The sequence below is a fragment of the Pseudomonas sp. genome, from assembly GCF_030683065.1.
Lineage (GTDB): Bacteria > Pseudomonadota > Gammaproteobacteria > Pseudomonadales > Pseudomonadaceae > Aquipseudomonas.
Genome location: NZ_JAUXMX010000045.1, coordinates 75,744 through 90,324, shown reverse-complemented (window position 1 = coordinate 90,324; position 14,581 = coordinate 75,744). Strand labels below are relative to the sequence as shown.

The following is a 14,581-nucleotide window of genomic DNA, read 5'->3' as shown; positions in this document are numbered from 1 at the left end:
ACGACTTTACGCAGTCTATGTTTAATAAAACGAACGTGGGAAGGGTGTTTTTCGTATTTTGTAAAAAATATTGATAATGTGCAGCCCTCTGGTTTAGTGTTGCCCGCAGAATTTGGCCTCCTTAGGCCTTGCAGAATTATTGACAGCGCACGCGCTACGCCGCGCTACTTTTTACTGATAGAGGATGCTCGAATGACTAGCCTGACTCGTGCCGATTGGGAACAGCGCGCCAAAACCCTGAAGATCGAAGGCCGTGCCTTTATTCATGGCGAATACCGTGCGGCAGCTTCCGGCGCGACCTTCGAGTGCATCAGTCCGGTGGACGGACGCATGTTGGTCGAGGTCGCCAGTTGTGATCAGGCCGACGCCGAGTTAGCGGTGCAGGACGCCCGCCAGACCTTCGATTCGGGCATCTGGTCGCGTCTGGCGCCAGTCAAGCGCAAGGATGTGATGATCCGCTTCGCTGACCTGATCGATCAGCACGCCGAGGAACTGGCGCTGCTGGAAACCCTCGACATGGGCAAACCGATCAGCGATGCCCTTGGTATCGACGTATCCAGCGCTGCGCGTTCGATCCGCTGGAGCGGCGAGGCGATCGACAAGATTTACGACGAAGTGGCTGCCACCCCGCATAACGAACTGGGCCTGGTCACCCGTGAGCCGATTGGTGTGGTCGCCGCCATCGTGCCGTGGAATTTCCCCTTGCTGATGAGCTGCTGGAAGCTCGGGCCAGCGTTGTCTACCGGTAACTCGGTGATCCTCAAGCCGTCGGAAAAATCGCCGTTGACCGCCATCCGCCTGGCGCAATTGGCTATCGAGGCGGGCATCCCGGCGGGCGTGCTCAATGTGCTGCCGGGTTACGGGCACACTGTAGGCAAGGCTCTGGCCTTGCACATGGACGTCGACACCTTGGTGTTCACCGGCTCGACCAAGATTGCCAAGCAGCTGATGATTTACGCCGGTGAGTCGAACATGAAGCGTGTCTGGCTGGAAGCCGGCGGCAAGAGCCCGAACATAGTCTTTGCTGATGCGCCTGATCTGCAGGCCGCCGCCGAAGCCGCAGCCGGCGCCATCGCCTTCAACCAGGGCGAAGTCTGCACCGCCGGTTCGCGCCTGCTGGTGGAAAACTCGATCAAGGCCATGTTTGTGCCGATGGTGGTCGAAGCGATCAAGGCCTGGAAGCCGGGTAACCCGCTGGATCCGGCGACTAATGTCGGTGCGCTGGTCGACACCACCCAGATGAACAATGTCCTGAGCTACATCCAGGCCGGTCACGACGAGGGCGCCACGCTGGTGGCTGGTGGCAAGCAAGTGCTGCAAGAAACCGGCGGCACCTATGTCGAACCGACCATTTTCGATGGCGTGAACAATGCCATGCGCATCGCCCGCGAGGAGATCTTCGGCCCTGTGTTGTCGGTAATCGGCTTCGAGTCGGCGGAAGAAGCCGTACAGATTGCCAACGACACGCCTTATGGTTTGGCGGCGGCGGTATGGACCAGCAACTTGTCGAAGGCCCACCTGACTGCCAAGGCGCTCCGTGCCGGCAGCGTGTGGGTCAACCAGTACGATGGCGGCGACATGACAGCGCCCTTCGGCGGCTTCAAGCAGTCCGGCAACGGCCGTGACAAGTCGCTGCATGCCTTCGACAAGTACACCGAACTGAAAGCCACTTGGATCAAGCTGTAACGCTAGCGGGACGATCTCCTGGTCGTCGGCCATATGGCGTTGCGTCCTCGCTTTTAATGCTCACGTACTGCAGTACGCTGCGCTTAAAAGCTCCGGGGCGCCTCGTCTGGCCTTAGCCCAGGAAATCTTTGTCGGTGTTGGTTTCGGTCGATAATCTGTTTTTAAGGGGAGCGTTTTTGTTCTCCCTTGAGGTCCGCCCCCGAGTTGAGGGGCCGGCTCCTTGCGAGCCACACCTGCGGCCGGGTTTCCTTGGGAAACCCGGCCGTTTTTTGTTGCGGGCCACGGCATAAAGGAGTCTGGCAATGCGTTGGGGTACCTATTTCGCGGTCTGCTCGGCGGTCATCAGTATCGGTCTGGCCCTCGGGGTGACCATGCCGTTGGTGTCGCTGCGCCTGGAGAGCTGGGGCTACAACTCCTTCGCCATCGGCGTCATGGCGGCGACTCCGGCGGTGGGTGTACTGCTGGGTGCGTCCCTGGCAGGGCGCTTGGCAGCGTACCTGGGAACTACCCGTCTGATGCAGTTGTGCCTGCTGGCCGGCGCGCTGTCAGTGGGGCTGTTGGCGCTGATGCAGAGCTATGCGGTGTGGCTGTTATTGCGCTTGCTGATCGGTATGGCGCTGACCGTGGTGTTCATCCTCGGCGAGAGCTGGATCAACCAACTGGTTGTGGAGAAGTGGCGTGGCCGCCTGGTCGCCCTTTATGGCACCGGCTATGCGTTGAGCCAGCTGAGCGGGCCGCTGCTGCTCAGCGCGTTGGGCACCAGCACTGATCTTGGCTTCTGGGCGGGCGTCGGCCTGCTGATCAGTGGTTCACTGATCCTGCTGGGTCGTACGGGTGCGCCTCGGGTGGATGGTCATAGTGCATCGGGGCGTGGCCTGCTGACGTTCTGCCGCAAGCTGCCGGCCATCGCCTGGGCGGTGATGCTGTTCGCCGCGTTCGAGGCGATGATGCTGACATTGCTACCCATCTACGGCCTGCGTCAGGGCTTCACCCAGGAAGTCGCGCTGTTCATGGTCAGCGTGGTGGTGGTGGGTGACGCCGCCCTGCAACTGCCGATCGGCCTGCTGGCTGATCGCATGTCGCGGCGCACCCTGTTCCGCGGTTGTGGGGTGACGTTGCTGTGCGCCAGTCTGGCGATTCCATTGCTGTTGCACACGTCGCTGATCTGGCCGCTGCTGGTGCTGTTCGGCGCCAGTGCTGGTGGACTGTTCACGCTGTCATTGATCCTGATCGGCGAGCGTTACCGTGACGATGCCCTGGTGCGCGCCAATGCCCATGTGGCGCAACTCTGGGGCATCGGCTGCCTGATCGGGCCGCTGGCCACTGGTGCAGTCAGTCAGTGGGTCAGTGGTCATGCGTTGCCACTGCTGATGGCGCTGGGTGCCGCGGTGTTCGTGGTGCTGGCCTGGCGCGGTCAGGGTGCCGATGATCAGTTCAGTCTGGTTGTGCCGGTGCGTGGCGACTAGCCCAGGCGCCTACAGCAGCTCCTTGAAGCGGTGCCAGAGCATGCCCAGGGCCAGTAACGGCGAGCGCAAGTGCTTGCCGCCAGGGAAGGTCATGTGCGGCACCTGGGCGAACAGGTCAAAACCGTTGCTGGCTTGGCCGCCGATGGCCTCGGCCAACAGCTTGCCGGCCAGGTGGGTGGCGTTGACGCCGTGGCCGGAATAGGCCTGGGCATAGTAGACGTTGGCCTGATCCTTGAGTCGGCCGATCTGCGGCAGGCGGTTGGCGCCGATGCCGATCATGCCGCCCCACTGGTAGTCGATCTGCACATCCTGCAGGTGCGGGAAGACGGCGAGCATTTTCGGTCGCATGTAGCCGGCGATGTCCGCGGGGTCGCGGCCGGAGTAATGGCAGGCACCACCGAACAGCAGGCGTCGGTCGGCGGACAGGCGGTAGTAGTCGAGGGCTACGCGTTGGTCGCACAGCGCCATGTTCTGCGGAATGATCGCGTGGGCTTGGACCTCGGACAGCGGTTCGGTGGCGATCACATAACTGCCAGCGGGCAGCACCTTACCGCCCAGGTTACTGTTCAGGCCATTCAGGTAGGCGTTGCAGCCGAGCACCAGATGAGCCGCGCGCACCACGCCCTGGGCGGTGTGCACCTTGACCGTTGCGCCGTAGTCGATGCGCGTCACCGCTGAGTCCTCGAACAGCTGCACGCCCAATGACTGGGCGGCGGCGGCCTCGCCGAGGGCCAGGTTGAGCGGGTGCAGGTGGCCGGAACCCATGTCGATCAGGCCGCCGACGTAGCGCTCGGAGCCGACCACCTCGTGCATCTGCTCCGGTTGCAGCAGACGCAGTTCATGCCGGTAACCGAGGCTTTTCAACTCCGCCATGTCGGCGGCGAAGCCCTCGAGATGAGCTGGTTTGTTGGCCAGGTCGCAATAGCCCCAGGTCAGGTCGCAGTCGATGGTGAATTGCGCGACTCGCTGGCGGACGATTTCCACGGCTTCGAGGCCCATCAATTTGAGTTCGCGTACGCCGCTTGTGCCAATGACCGATTCGAACTGTTCGACGCCATGACCGACTCCGCGAATCAGTTGGCCGCCGTTGCGTCCGCTGGCACCCCAGCCGATTTTGTGGGCTTCCAGCAACACCACCGAGAAGCCTTTCTGGGCCAGTTCGATGGCCGTGTTCAGCCCGGAAAAGCCGCCGCCGACGATGCATACGTCGGCGCTGAGCTCCCCGCGTAGCGGCGGGTAGGTCAGTTGGCGGTTGACGCTGGCGGCATAGTAAGACGCGGCATGTGGGGTGCTGTAAACCGGTTGGTGAACGCGGCCGTTCATGTGTGAAATCCTGTTTATTGTGTTTGGAAATTTTTACGCAGGATAAACGCGGGCTTTGCTCGTCGCCAAGTGGCGTGAGACAAAAAGTAGGTTTGGTCGACTAATTAACTGATCTGCCGCGATTAACGAGGTAGCGGGGTTAAGATGCGCGGAATTTACACGGGGCACTAGCGATGAGTTGTACCAGCCGCAAGATCGATCACCTGCGTTTGCAGATCCCGCGTTTCGACTGCGTGCCGGGCTGTCACGATTGCTGCGGACCGGTCACCGCTTCATCCGAGGAGATGGCGCGCCTGCCGGTGAAAAGCGATGCCGCTCATGATGCTGCGCTGGCCGAGTTGAATTGCGTACACCTCGGGCCGCAAGGGTGTGAGGTCTATGACCAGCGGCCGTTGATCTGCCGCCTGTTCGGTACGACTAAAAGCCTGCCATGCCCCCATGGCCGCGGACCGGAAACGCTAATCGAGGCGGATGTCGAGCGGCAAGTACATCAGCTGATAGCCAGTACCCGCCAGGTGCTTGTGTAGGGTCGGGCTGCGTTGGTCAAGCGCACCAGCGCTGACGTCGACGTTACTCCGCAATGGGTAGGCTCAGGCTCTCCTTGACCTCTTCCATAACGATATAGCTCTTCGATTCGCGCACGTGCGGCAGCTTGAGCAAGATGTCGCCGAGCAGTTTGCGGTAGCTGGCCATCTCGTTGATGCGCGCCTTGACCAGGTAGTCGAAGTCGCCGGAGACCAGGTGGCACTCCAGCACATGGGGCAGCTTGAGCACGGCGCGGCGGAACTCCTCGAAGGTGTCACCGGACTTGTAATCCAGGCTGATCTCGACGAATACCAGCAGGCTGGCCTTGAGGTACTGCGGGTTGAGGCGGGCGTTGTAGCCCATGATGATGCCTTCGCGCTCCAGGCGGCGCACCCGCTCGGTGCAGGGCGTGGTCGACAAGCCAACCCGTTCGCCCAGTTCGGTAAAGGAGATGCGCCCGTCCTCCTGCAGCAGGCGCAAAATATTGCGGTCGATCTTGTCCAGTTCGCGACGGCTCTGATGCTGGGTGCGCATGGGGGATGCCCCTCCGTTTAAGTGGCTTTTGCCAAGAATTCTCGCCAAATATAGTTGCATATATAGTGAAATGCACTGGCTTTGGATAAATATACTGCGTCCATTAATGCTCAAAACAAAAACGCTGGCGCACAGTCGCGGCGAGGAGATGGCGATGCGGGTTCTGGTGCTTGGTAGTGGTGTGGTGGGTACGGCCAGTGCGTATTACCTGGCTCGCCAGGGTTTCGAGGTGGTGGTCGTCGATCGTCAGGACGGCCCTGCCATGGAAACCAGCTTCGCCAACGCCGGTCAGGTTTCCCCTGGCTACGCCTCGCCGTGGGCGGCGCCGGGCGTGCCATTGAAAGCCATCAAATGGCTGCTGCAGAAGCATGCACCGCTGGCCATCAAGGCCACTGCCGATATCGACCAATACCTGTGGATGGCGCAGATGTTGCGCAATTGCACCGCCAGCCGTTACGCAGTGAACAAGGAGCGCATGGTGCGCCTGTCCGAGTACAGCCGCGATTGCCTCGATGAGCTGCGCGCCGAGACCGGTATCGGCTACGAAGGCCGTCGTCTGGGCACCACCCAGCTGTTCCGCACCCAGGCACAGGTCGACAACGCGGCCAAAGACATCGCCGTTTTGCAGCAGTCCGGCGTGCCTTTCGAGCTGCTCGATCGCGACGGCATCGCTCGCATCGAACCAGCCCTGGCGAGCGTCAAGCACAAGCTGGCTGGCGCTCTGCGCCTGCCCAACGACCAGACCGGCGACTGCCAGATGTTCACCCTCAAGCTGGCCGAGATGGCCAAGCAATTGGGCGTCGAATTTCGCTTCGGCCAGACCATCGAGCGCCTCGACAGTGCGGGCGACCGGATCAATGGCGTGTGGATCGATGGCAAGCTGGAAACTGCCGACCACTACGTACTCGCACTCGGCAGCTATAGCCCGCAACTGCTCAAGCCGCTGGGTATCCGCGCGCCGATTTACCCGCTCAAGGGCTACTCGCTGACCGTGCCGATCACCAATGGTGACATGGCGCCGACGTCCACTATTCTCGATGAGACCTACAAGGTCGCCATTACCCGTTTCGACAACCGCATCCGGGTGGGCGGTATGGCCGAGATCGCCGGTTTCGATCTGAGCCTGAATCCGCGGCGCCGCGAGACGCTGGAGATGATCACCGCCGACCTCTACCCTCAAGGTGGCGACCTCAAGCAGGCGGAGTTTTGGACCGGCCTGCGCCCGGCCACCCCGGACGGTACGCCGATCGTCGGTGCTACCGGTTTTCGCAATCTGTTCCTCAATACCGGCCACGGCACACTGGGCTGGACAATGGCCTGCGGCTCCGGTCGCTTCCTCGCCGACCTGATGGCCTCGAAGCGCCCGCAGATCAGCGGCGAAGGACTGGATATCTTCCGTTACAGCAACTCCAAGGAGTCTTCCAAACATGTCAGTCCAGCGGCTGCGCACTGAAACCCGTTACAGCGAAATCAACATCCACAACGGCACGGTCTACCTAGCCGGGCAGTTGGCGGATGATTACAGTGGCGACATCGTGCAGCAGACCCGCGAGACCCTGGCCAATATCGATGCGATGTTGGCCGAGGCCGGCAGCGACAAGTCGCGCATTCTCTCGGTGACCATCTACCTCAAGGACATGGCCCGCGACTACGCCGGTCTCAACCAGGTATGGGACGCGTGGGTCGTACCCGGCGCCGCACCAGGCCGCGCCTGCGTCGAGGCGGCGATGTACACCCCCGAGGTGCTGGTCGAAATGATGGTGGTAGCGGCCGTCTGAGCTGCAGACCTCCTTTTTGTTGGTTTTGCCCGGCTGTCCCGCCGGGTTTTTTTAATCGGCAGTCCGCAACCCGTGCAGCGGGTTGCGCCGAACAACACTGCTACCCGGCCTACGCCCGATACTCGAGAAAACCATGCGTCCAGCCCGTGCCCTGATCGATCTGCAAGCCCTGCGTCATAACTATCAACTGGCCCGCGAGGTTACCGGCGCCAAGGCGCTCGCGGTGATCAAGGCCGATGCCTACGGGCATGGCGCGGTGCGCTGCGCGCAGGCTCTGCAGGAGCAGGCCGATGGTTTCGCCGTGGCCTGCATCGAAGAGGCGCTGCAGCTGCGCGAGGCGGGTATTGGTGGGCCGATCCTGTTGCTGGAAGGCTTCTTTGAAGCCGACGAGTTGGCGCTGATCGAGCAGCAGGATCTATGGTGCGTGGTGCATTCGTTATGGCAGTTGGAGCTCATTGAGCGCTCGGCCGTGCGCAAGCCGCTGACCGTGTGGTTGAAGCTGGACTCAGGCATGCACCGCGTCGGCTTGCACCCGGCCGACTACCAGGCGGCCTATCGGCGTCTTCTGGCCAGTGGCAAGGTGGCGAAAATTGTTCTGATGAGTCACTTCGCCCGTGCCGATGAACTGGATTGCCCGCGTAGCACCGAGCAATTGGCGGTGTTCGAGCAGGCGCGGCAGGGCCTGGTGGCAGAAGTCAGCTTGCGCAACTCACCGGCCGTGCTCGGCTGGCCGCAGGTGCCAAGTGACTGGGTGCGCCCCGGCATCATGCTCTATGGCGCCAGCCCATTCGAGCAGGCGCAGGCTCTCGCTGCGCGATTGCAGCCGGTGATGACCCTGGAATCGAAGATCATCAGCGTACGCGAGCTGCCGGCCGACGAGCCGGTCGGTTATGGCGCGCGCTTCGTCACCGAGCGGCCAACGCGGGTCGGCGTGGTCGCCATGGGCTATGCCGACGGTTATCCCCGGCATGCGCCGACCGGCACGCCGGTGCTGATTGATGGCCGGCCGAGTCGGCTGATTGGCAGGGTTTCGATGGACATGCTCTGCGTCGACCTCAGCGATCTGCCTGGCACCGGCCTTGGCAGCCGGGTCGAGTTGTGGGGCAAGCAGATTCTTGCCAGCGACGTGGCGACTCGCGCCGGAACCATTCCCTACCAGCTTTTTTGCAACCTGCGGCGGGTGCCTTTGCTCTACTGCGAGGCCTGAGGGCGGAGGCTGCAGAGGATTTGTATTCAGAGTGTTGTAAATACTGAACACTGTTGCCATGATACGAACACTTTTCCGTATCTCCCCGAGGAGGGCTCCAGTATTGGACGTCGGTGTTCGACTGCAATCCATTCGCAAACTCAAGGGCCTGTCCCAGCGTGAACTCGCCAAGCGGGCAGGCGTTACCAACAGCACCATTTCGATGATCGAGAAGAACAGCGTAAGCCCCTCGATCAGCTCGCTGAAAAAGGTGCTGGCGGGTATCCCCATGTCGTTGGTGGAATTCTTCTCCCAGGAAGCGGAACAGGACAACTACACCCAGGTGGTGTACCGCGCTGCCGAGCTCATCGATATCCACAGTGGTGCGATCAGCATGAAGCTGGTGGGCAAGGCCTACCCGAATCGGGCGATTACCCTGCTCGATGAAACCTACCCTGCCGGCTCCGATACGGGTGATGACATGTACACCCATGACGGTGAGGAAACCGGCCTGCTGGTGGAAGGGCGCCTTGAACTGAGCGTTGGCGATGAGGTATTCATCCTTGAGCCGGGCGACAGTTACTACTTTGAGAGCAGCAAGCCGCATCGCTTCCGTAATCCGTTCGATCAGCCAGCGCGTTTGATCAGTGCGACTACGCCGGCGAACTTTTGAGCCTAGCGTTTCAGGCGATAAGCCGCTAACAAGAATAGAACGCCTACCTGCTGATACTTGTTCGGGTAGTGCGTGGTTCAAGCCAATAACCCTGCGACAATTTGGGTTGTTTCGGCTGAGGCGGCTTGCCGTTATAATCCACGCGCTCGCGAACCGTGGCCGCGGGCGTGACTAGCCACGATGAGGGTGTACCGTGAATCTAATTAAGAAAATGCTGGTAGCACCGGCTGCCGTCTTGGCTCTTTGGGCAGTGACGGCTCAGGCTACGACAAACGAAGCCATTGCCGAGCGCTTGAAGCCGGCGGGTGAAGTGTGCGTAATGGGTGAAGAATGCAAGGGCGTAGGTGCCGTGGCGGTTGCCGCTGGCAGTGCTGCACGTTCTGCCGACTCCATCATTACCGCTCACTGCAGCGCCTGCCATACCCCGGGTATTCTTGGCGCGCCGATGATCGGTGACACTGCCGCCTGGAAAGTCCGTGCCGACAAAGAAGGCGGTATCGACGGCATCCTGGCTACGGCCATTGCGGGCATCAACGCGATGCCACCCAAGGGCACCTGTGCCGATTGTTCGGATGACGAGCTGCGTGACGCCATCGTCAAGATGTCCGGTCTGTAATACGGCAGCGATAAAAAAACCGCCTAAGGGCGGTTTTTTTTGGCTATGTGCCAGGATTGTGTTGCAGGCTGCTTTTGTAGGGTGGGGTTCCCTGCGAGCGCTTCAGTCGATAAAGCTGACCCGGCCAGCTTTGAGTGAGGCAATACGGGCCAGCGACTCGACCCGGTAACCCTGGCTGTCCAGTTCGGCGCGGCCACTCTGGAAGGACTTTTCGATCACCACGCCGATCCCGGCGATGCTTGCGCCTGCCTGGCCGATCAGGTCGATCAGCGCTTTGGCTGCGTGGCCGTTGGCGAGAAAGTCATCGATAACCAGCACGTGATCAGTGGCACTCAGGTGCTTGGCCGAGATGGCGATCGTGCTCTCGGTTTGCTTGGTGAAGGAAAACACCTTGGCGGTATACAGGTCATCCTTGAGCGTCAGCGACTGATATTTGCGAGCAAAGATCACCGGCACACCCAGCTCCAGGCCAGCCATGATCGCTGGGGCGATGCCCGACGCTTCGATGGTCACGATCTTGGTGATGCCTTGGCCGGCGAAGCGCTGGGCAAACTCATGGCCGATCAGTTGCATCAGTGCCGGATCAATCTGATGGTTGAGAAAGGCGTCGACCTTGAGCACCTGCTCCGAGAGCACTATGCCTTCATCGCGAATCTTCTGTTTCAGCGCTTCCACGCGTATTCCTCTCATATGAACGTAGCCCGGATGTAATCCGGGACGGTTTCCCCGGATGGCATCCGGGCTACGAAGTAGCACTATTTTTTATGGCCTGCCATCCCTGGCGACCACCCTGCGGGCCATCGCTGCGCGACGTTAAAAATAACTCCCAGCTATTTTTTCAGCATGGCGCGCATGTTGGCCAGCGCCGAGTTGCCGGTGGCGGCCTTGACCTCGGGTGGCGCGTCTTCCAGGCCCTCCCAAACCAGATCCTCTGGCGGCAACTCGTCGAGAAAACGGCTCGGTGAGCAGTCGATGATTTCGCCGTACTGTTTGCGCTTGGCGGCGAAGGTCATGGTCAGGTTGCGTTTGGCGCGGGTGATGCCGACGTAGGCCAGGCGGCGCTCTTCCTCGACCGTGTCGGCCTCGATACTGGAGCGGTGCGGAAGAATTTCTTCTTCCACGCCGAGGATATACACCGAGGGATACTCCAGGCCCTTGGAGGCATGCAGGGTCATCATCTGTACGCCTTCGGCGCCGTCTTCTTCCTCTTGCTGGCGTTCGAGCATGTCGCGCAATACCAGTTTGCCGATGGCGTCTTCGATGGTCATTTCGCCATCTTCGTCGCGCTCCAGGGTGTTCTTCAGCGCTTCGACCAGGAACCAGACGTTGCCCATGCGCGCGTCGGCGACCTTGTCGTTGGAGGCGTTCTGGCGCAGCCAGTTCTCGTAGTCGATGTCCATGACCATGCTGCGGATCGCCGCAATCGGGTCGTTCTGCGCGCACTCCTGGCGTACCCGGTCCATCCACTTGGTAAAGCGCGCCAGGCGCTCGGTATAGCGTGCATCCAGTTGCTCGCCCAGGCCGATTTCGCCGGCGGCGGCGTACATGCTGATCTTGCGGCTGGTGGCGTAGTTGCCGAGTTTTTCCAAGGTAGTCGAGCCGATCTCGCGGCGCGGTACGTTGATCACCCGCAGGAAGGCGTTGTCGTCATCCGGGTTGACCAGCAGGCGGAAGTAGCTCATCAGGTCCTTCACCTCCTGGCGGGCGAAGAAGCTGGTGCCGCCCGAGAGGCGATAGGGAATCTGATGGTGCTGCAGTTTCAGCTCCATCAGCTTGGCCTGGTAGTTGCCGCGATAGAGGATGGCGTAATCGCTGTACGGGCGCTGGGTGCGCAGGTGTTCGGTGAGGATTTCCAGAGCTACGCGTTCGCATTCGGCGTCTTCGTTGCGGCAGCGGATCACGCGGATCTCGTCGCCCATGCCCATTTCGCTCCACAGCTGCTTCTCGAAGGCGTGGGGGTTGTTGGCGATCAGGGTGTTGGCGCACTTGAGGATGCGGCTGGTGGAGCGGTAGTTCTGCTCCAGCATGACGATTTTCAGCGACGGATAATCGTCCTTCAGCAGCATCAGGTTTTCCGGGCGCGCGCCGCGCCAGGCGTAGATCGATTGGTCGTCGTCGCCGACCACGGTGAACTGATTGCGCATGCCCACCAGCAGTTTCACCAGCAGGTACTGGCTGGCGTTGGTGTCCTGGTATTCGTCGACCAGCAGGTAGCGGATGCGGTTCTGCCACTTTTCCAGAATGTCCGGATGCTCCTGAAACAGCCTCACCGGCATCAGGATCAGGTCGTCGAAGTCCACCGCGTTGTACGCCTTGAGCGTGCGCTGGTAGTGCAGGTAGACGATGGCGGCGGTCTGTTCCTTGGGACCCCGCGATTCGGCCAGGGCCTGTTCGGGCATGATCAGCTCGCTCTTCCAGCTGCCGATGTAGTTCTTGATCTCGTCGGCGCCATCATCGCCGGAATATTCCTTCTGCATGATGTCGCTGAGCAGCGCCTTGATATCGCCCTCGTCGAAGATCGAGAAGCCCGGCTTGTAACCCAGCGCGGCGTATTCCTTGCGGATGATATTCATGCCCAGGTTGTGAAAAGTCGAGACGGTCAGTCCGCGGGCCTCGGGGCCCTTGAGCAGGACGCCGGCACGCTCCTTCATTTCTCGCGCCGCCTTGTTGGTGAAGGTCATGGCGACGATGTGACGGGCCTGGATGCCGCAGTTTTGCACCAAGTGGGCAATCTTGCGGGTGATCACGCTGGTCTTGCCGGAACCTGCGCCGGCGAGCACCAAAAGAGGGCCGCCGACATAGTTCACGGCTTCCTGCTGCCGGGGGTTCAGTCGGGACATCGAATCAATCACCTGGGGAGTGGGCGCGCATTTTAGCAGGCCTTGAGATTTGTGCCTGAATCGTCTGAGGTTATGCGATGGAGTGTGTGCTGGCAGTAAGCCACGCTTGGTTATTTTGTGTAATCCAGTACTCTGGGCCGCTTGTCGGTTTTTTGTCTTTGATGCAGGATGCGTGACGGTAGCACTCGGATGTGACTGATTAGACGCCAATTCTGGCGAATAAAGGCGGTATTCCGCTGACTATCTTTGAGGCCTGGGGAGGGTTTATTGTCCGCGCTCGACGATCCCTTGCGGTTGGTTCTGCTGGCTGAAACGCCAGAGTGGCTCGAACTATTGCGCGAGCAACTCGGCGCGCTGGGCAGCAGCTTTCCGCTGATATCCGCACCTTCGTGGGCGGCGGCTAGCAGTCTGCTCGATCCCCAGATCAATGGCCTGCTGCTGACTACAGAGGCGCGCCGTCCAGCGGCCGGGACCTGTCCTCTACCGATCATTTTGCTGCTTGAAAAAGAGCCGGTCGAAGCGCCAGTAGGGGTCTGTGACTGGTTGGTTCGTGATGGCTTGAGCGTCGATGTGCTGCGCCGCTGCCTGCGCTATGTGCGCGAGCACGTCCGTCTGCAAGACACCCTGCAGTGCCTCGCCGAGCAGGACGCGCTGACCGGCATCGCCAATCGGCAGGGCTTCCAGACCCTGCTTGCCGCTCGCCTGAGCGAGTGCCGGGGGAGTGGTCTGGTACTCGCGCATCTTGATCTGGACAACTTTCGCCACGCCAATGATGCCCTCGGCCACCAGGCCGGCGATCAGTTGATCCGGCAGGTGGTGACACGGCTCAAGGCACAACTGCAAGCGAAGGATCAGATCGCTCGCCTGGGCGGTGACGAGTTTGCCCTGCTGCTCGATGTGCGCAGCGATCCGCAGCGTGCGCCACGTCTGGCCGAGCGTATTACCGAAGTCCTGTCCGAACCCTACTGGGTCGATGGCGAAAGCCTGTTGATCGGTTGCAGTATTGGCTTGGCGTATTCACGCACGGATGCTGGTGCCGATCCGCTGATGTGGCATGCGCACATTGCCATGCAGCAGGCCAAGAGCCAGCAAGGCTGCACCTTCCATGTATTTGACGAGCGCATCAACCGCGGCGCGCGCAGCCAGGCCGAGCTGGAAAGTGAGTTGCGTCGGGCCCTGCGGCGCGACGAGCTGGAGCTGCATTACCAGCCGCGCCTGTGTTTGCAGACGGGGCGCATTGTCGGCCTGGAGGCGCTGGTGCGCTGGCGCCACCGCGAGCGTGGTCTGCTGGCGCCGATTGAATTCGTGCCGCTGGCCGAAGAAAGTGGGTTGATCGTACCGCTGGGCTACTGGGTGATTTCCCGTGCGCTGCGCGATATGCAGTGGTTGCGCGGGCGCGGTCTTCCGGCGCTGCACATGGCGGTCAACCTGTCGTTCCGCCAGTTTCAGGACAGCCAGCTATTACCGACCCTCAGTCGCCTGATCGCAGAGCGCGGCGTCGATGCGCGCTGGCTGGAGTTCGAGTTGACCGAGACTGCCGTGATGCGTCGCAGCGAGCATGTCCAGCAAACCATGCTGGCGCTCGGTCAGCTGGGTGTGCGCTTTTCACTGGACGACTTCGGCACGGGGTTTTCCTCCTTCGTGCACCTCAGTAGCCTGCCGATTGCGTTGTTGAAAATCGACAAGAGCTTCGTCGGCGATATGGATCGGCGCCCGGAGAATCGCCAGTTGGTGCGGGCAATGATCAACCTGGCCCATAACCTCAACCTGCAGGTGGTCGGCGAAGGCGTGGAAAATGCCGAGCAACTGGCGCTGCTGCGCGAGTTCGGCTGCGACCAGGTGCAGGGTTATCTGATCAGCAAGGCGATCCCGCTCAACGAGCTGGCGCGCTTCCTGGTGTTCGGCATGCGTCAGCCGCTGTTGGCGCAGCTCAAGCCCTGATTCAGTGCCATCG

13 protein-coding genes are annotated in these 14,581 nt (G+C 61.1%); 9 read left to right on the top strand and 4 right to left on the bottom strand.

The genetic code is table 11. The features are described from left to right. The first annotated feature begins 192 nt into the window (after window positions 1–192). Together Q8K09_RS14840 and Q8K09_RS14835 are read left to right on the top strand one after the other, a co-directional pair. Window positions 193–1,686, top strand: a complete 1,494-nt coding sequence (locus tag Q8K09_RS14840; RefSeq protein ID WP_305255746.1) for an aldehyde dehydrogenase — start codon at window positions 193–195, stop codon at window positions 1,684–1,686. Window positions 1,687–1,988: 302 nt separating this feature from the next. After that, window positions 1,989–3,152 carry an MFS transporter gene (locus Q8K09_RS14835; RefSeq protein WP_305255745.1) on the top strand — a complete coding sequence of 388 codons (1,164 nt, stop codon included), beginning with the start codon at window positions 1,989–1,991 and terminating at the stop codon, window positions 3,150–3,152. 9 nt (window positions 3,153–3,161) lie between these two features. On the opposite strand, the gene Q8K09_RS14830 is transcribed toward Q8K09_RS14835, so the two are convergent. Beyond that, window positions 3,162–4,475, bottom strand: coding sequence for an FAD-binding oxidoreductase (locus Q8K09_RS14830; protein WP_305255744.1), 1,314 nt, complete (start codon window positions 4,473–4,475; stop codon window positions 3,162–3,164). 173 nt (window positions 4,476–4,648) lie between these two features. Here Q8K09_RS14830 and Q8K09_RS14825 point away from each other — a divergent pair, with 173 nt between their 5' ends. Then, on the top strand, window positions 4,649–5,002 hold the full coding sequence (locus Q8K09_RS14825) for a YkgJ family cysteine cluster protein (protein WP_305255743.1): 354 nt from the start codon (window positions 4,649–4,651) through the stop codon (window positions 5,000–5,002). Window positions 5,003–5,045: 43 nt separating this feature from the next. Here the strand turns inward: Q8K09_RS14825 and Q8K09_RS14820 are convergent, their stop codons facing one another. Continuing rightward, window positions 5,046–5,534 (bottom strand): Lrp/AsnC ligand binding domain-containing protein, encoded by a 489-nt coding sequence (locus tag Q8K09_RS14820; protein ID WP_305255742.1) that lies wholly within the window; start codon window positions 5,532–5,534, stop codon window positions 5,046–5,048. A 154-nt stretch (window positions 5,535–5,688) separates the two neighbouring features. On the opposite strand from Q8K09_RS14820, the gene dadA reads away from it, so the two are divergent. The 5 genes from dadA to Q8K09_RS14795 all read left to right on the top strand — a co-directional run bounded on the left by dadA (window position 5,689) and on the right by Q8K09_RS14795 (window position 9,787). Next, on the top strand, window positions 5,689–6,987 hold the full coding sequence (dadA, locus tag Q8K09_RS14815; RefSeq protein WP_305255775.1) for a D-amino acid dehydrogenase: 1,299 nt from the start codon (window positions 5,689–5,691) through the stop codon (window positions 6,985–6,987). Beyond that, window positions 6,962–7,312: a RidA family protein gene (locus Q8K09_RS14810; RefSeq protein ID WP_305255741.1), complete on the top strand. Its 351-nt coding sequence runs from the start codon at window positions 6,962–6,964 to the stop codon at window positions 7,310–7,312. Before dadA ends, Q8K09_RS14810 begins: the two co-directional genes overlap by 26 nt. A gap of 133 nt (window positions 7,313–7,445) precedes the next feature. Beyond that, window positions 7,446–8,519 (top strand): alanine racemase, encoded by a 1,074-nt coding sequence (alr, locus tag Q8K09_RS14805; protein ID WP_305255740.1) that lies wholly within the window; start codon window positions 7,446–7,448, stop codon window positions 8,517–8,519. Window positions 8,520–8,622: 103 nt separating this feature from the next. Then, the gene (locus Q8K09_RS14800; RefSeq protein ID WP_305255739.1) at window positions 8,623–9,171 is read left to right on the top strand and encodes a cupin domain-containing protein; all 549 of its coding nucleotides are present in this window, start codon (window positions 8,623–8,625) and stop codon (window positions 9,169–9,171) included. A gap of 193 nt (window positions 9,172–9,364) precedes the next feature. Next, window positions 9,365–9,787 carry a cytochrome c5 family protein gene (locus Q8K09_RS14795; protein ID WP_305255738.1) on the top strand — a complete coding sequence of 141 codons (423 nt, stop codon included), beginning with the start codon at window positions 9,365–9,367 and terminating at the stop codon, window positions 9,785–9,787. 102 nt (window positions 9,788–9,889) lie between these two features. Here Q8K09_RS14795 and Q8K09_RS14790 read toward each other — a convergent pair whose 3' ends face one another. Next, window positions 9,890–10,462 carry a xanthine phosphoribosyltransferase gene (locus tag Q8K09_RS14790; RefSeq protein WP_305255737.1) on the bottom strand — a complete coding sequence of 191 codons (573 nt, stop codon included), beginning with the start codon at window positions 10,460–10,462 and terminating at the stop codon, window positions 9,890–9,892. A 155-nt stretch (window positions 10,463–10,617) separates the two neighbouring features. Then, window positions 10,618–12,627: a DNA helicase Rep gene (rep, locus tag Q8K09_RS14785; protein WP_305255736.1), complete on the bottom strand. Its 2,010-nt coding sequence runs from the start codon at window positions 12,625–12,627 to the stop codon at window positions 10,618–10,620. Between the two features lie 267 nt (window positions 12,628–12,894). On the opposite strand from rep, the gene Q8K09_RS14780 reads away from it, so the two are divergent. Next, window positions 12,895–14,568 (top strand): bifunctional diguanylate cyclase/phosphodiesterase, encoded by a 1,674-nt coding sequence (locus tag Q8K09_RS14780; RefSeq protein WP_305255735.1) that lies wholly within the window; start codon window positions 12,895–12,897, stop codon window positions 14,566–14,568. The last annotated feature ends 13 nt before the right edge of the window (window positions 14,569–14,581 follow it).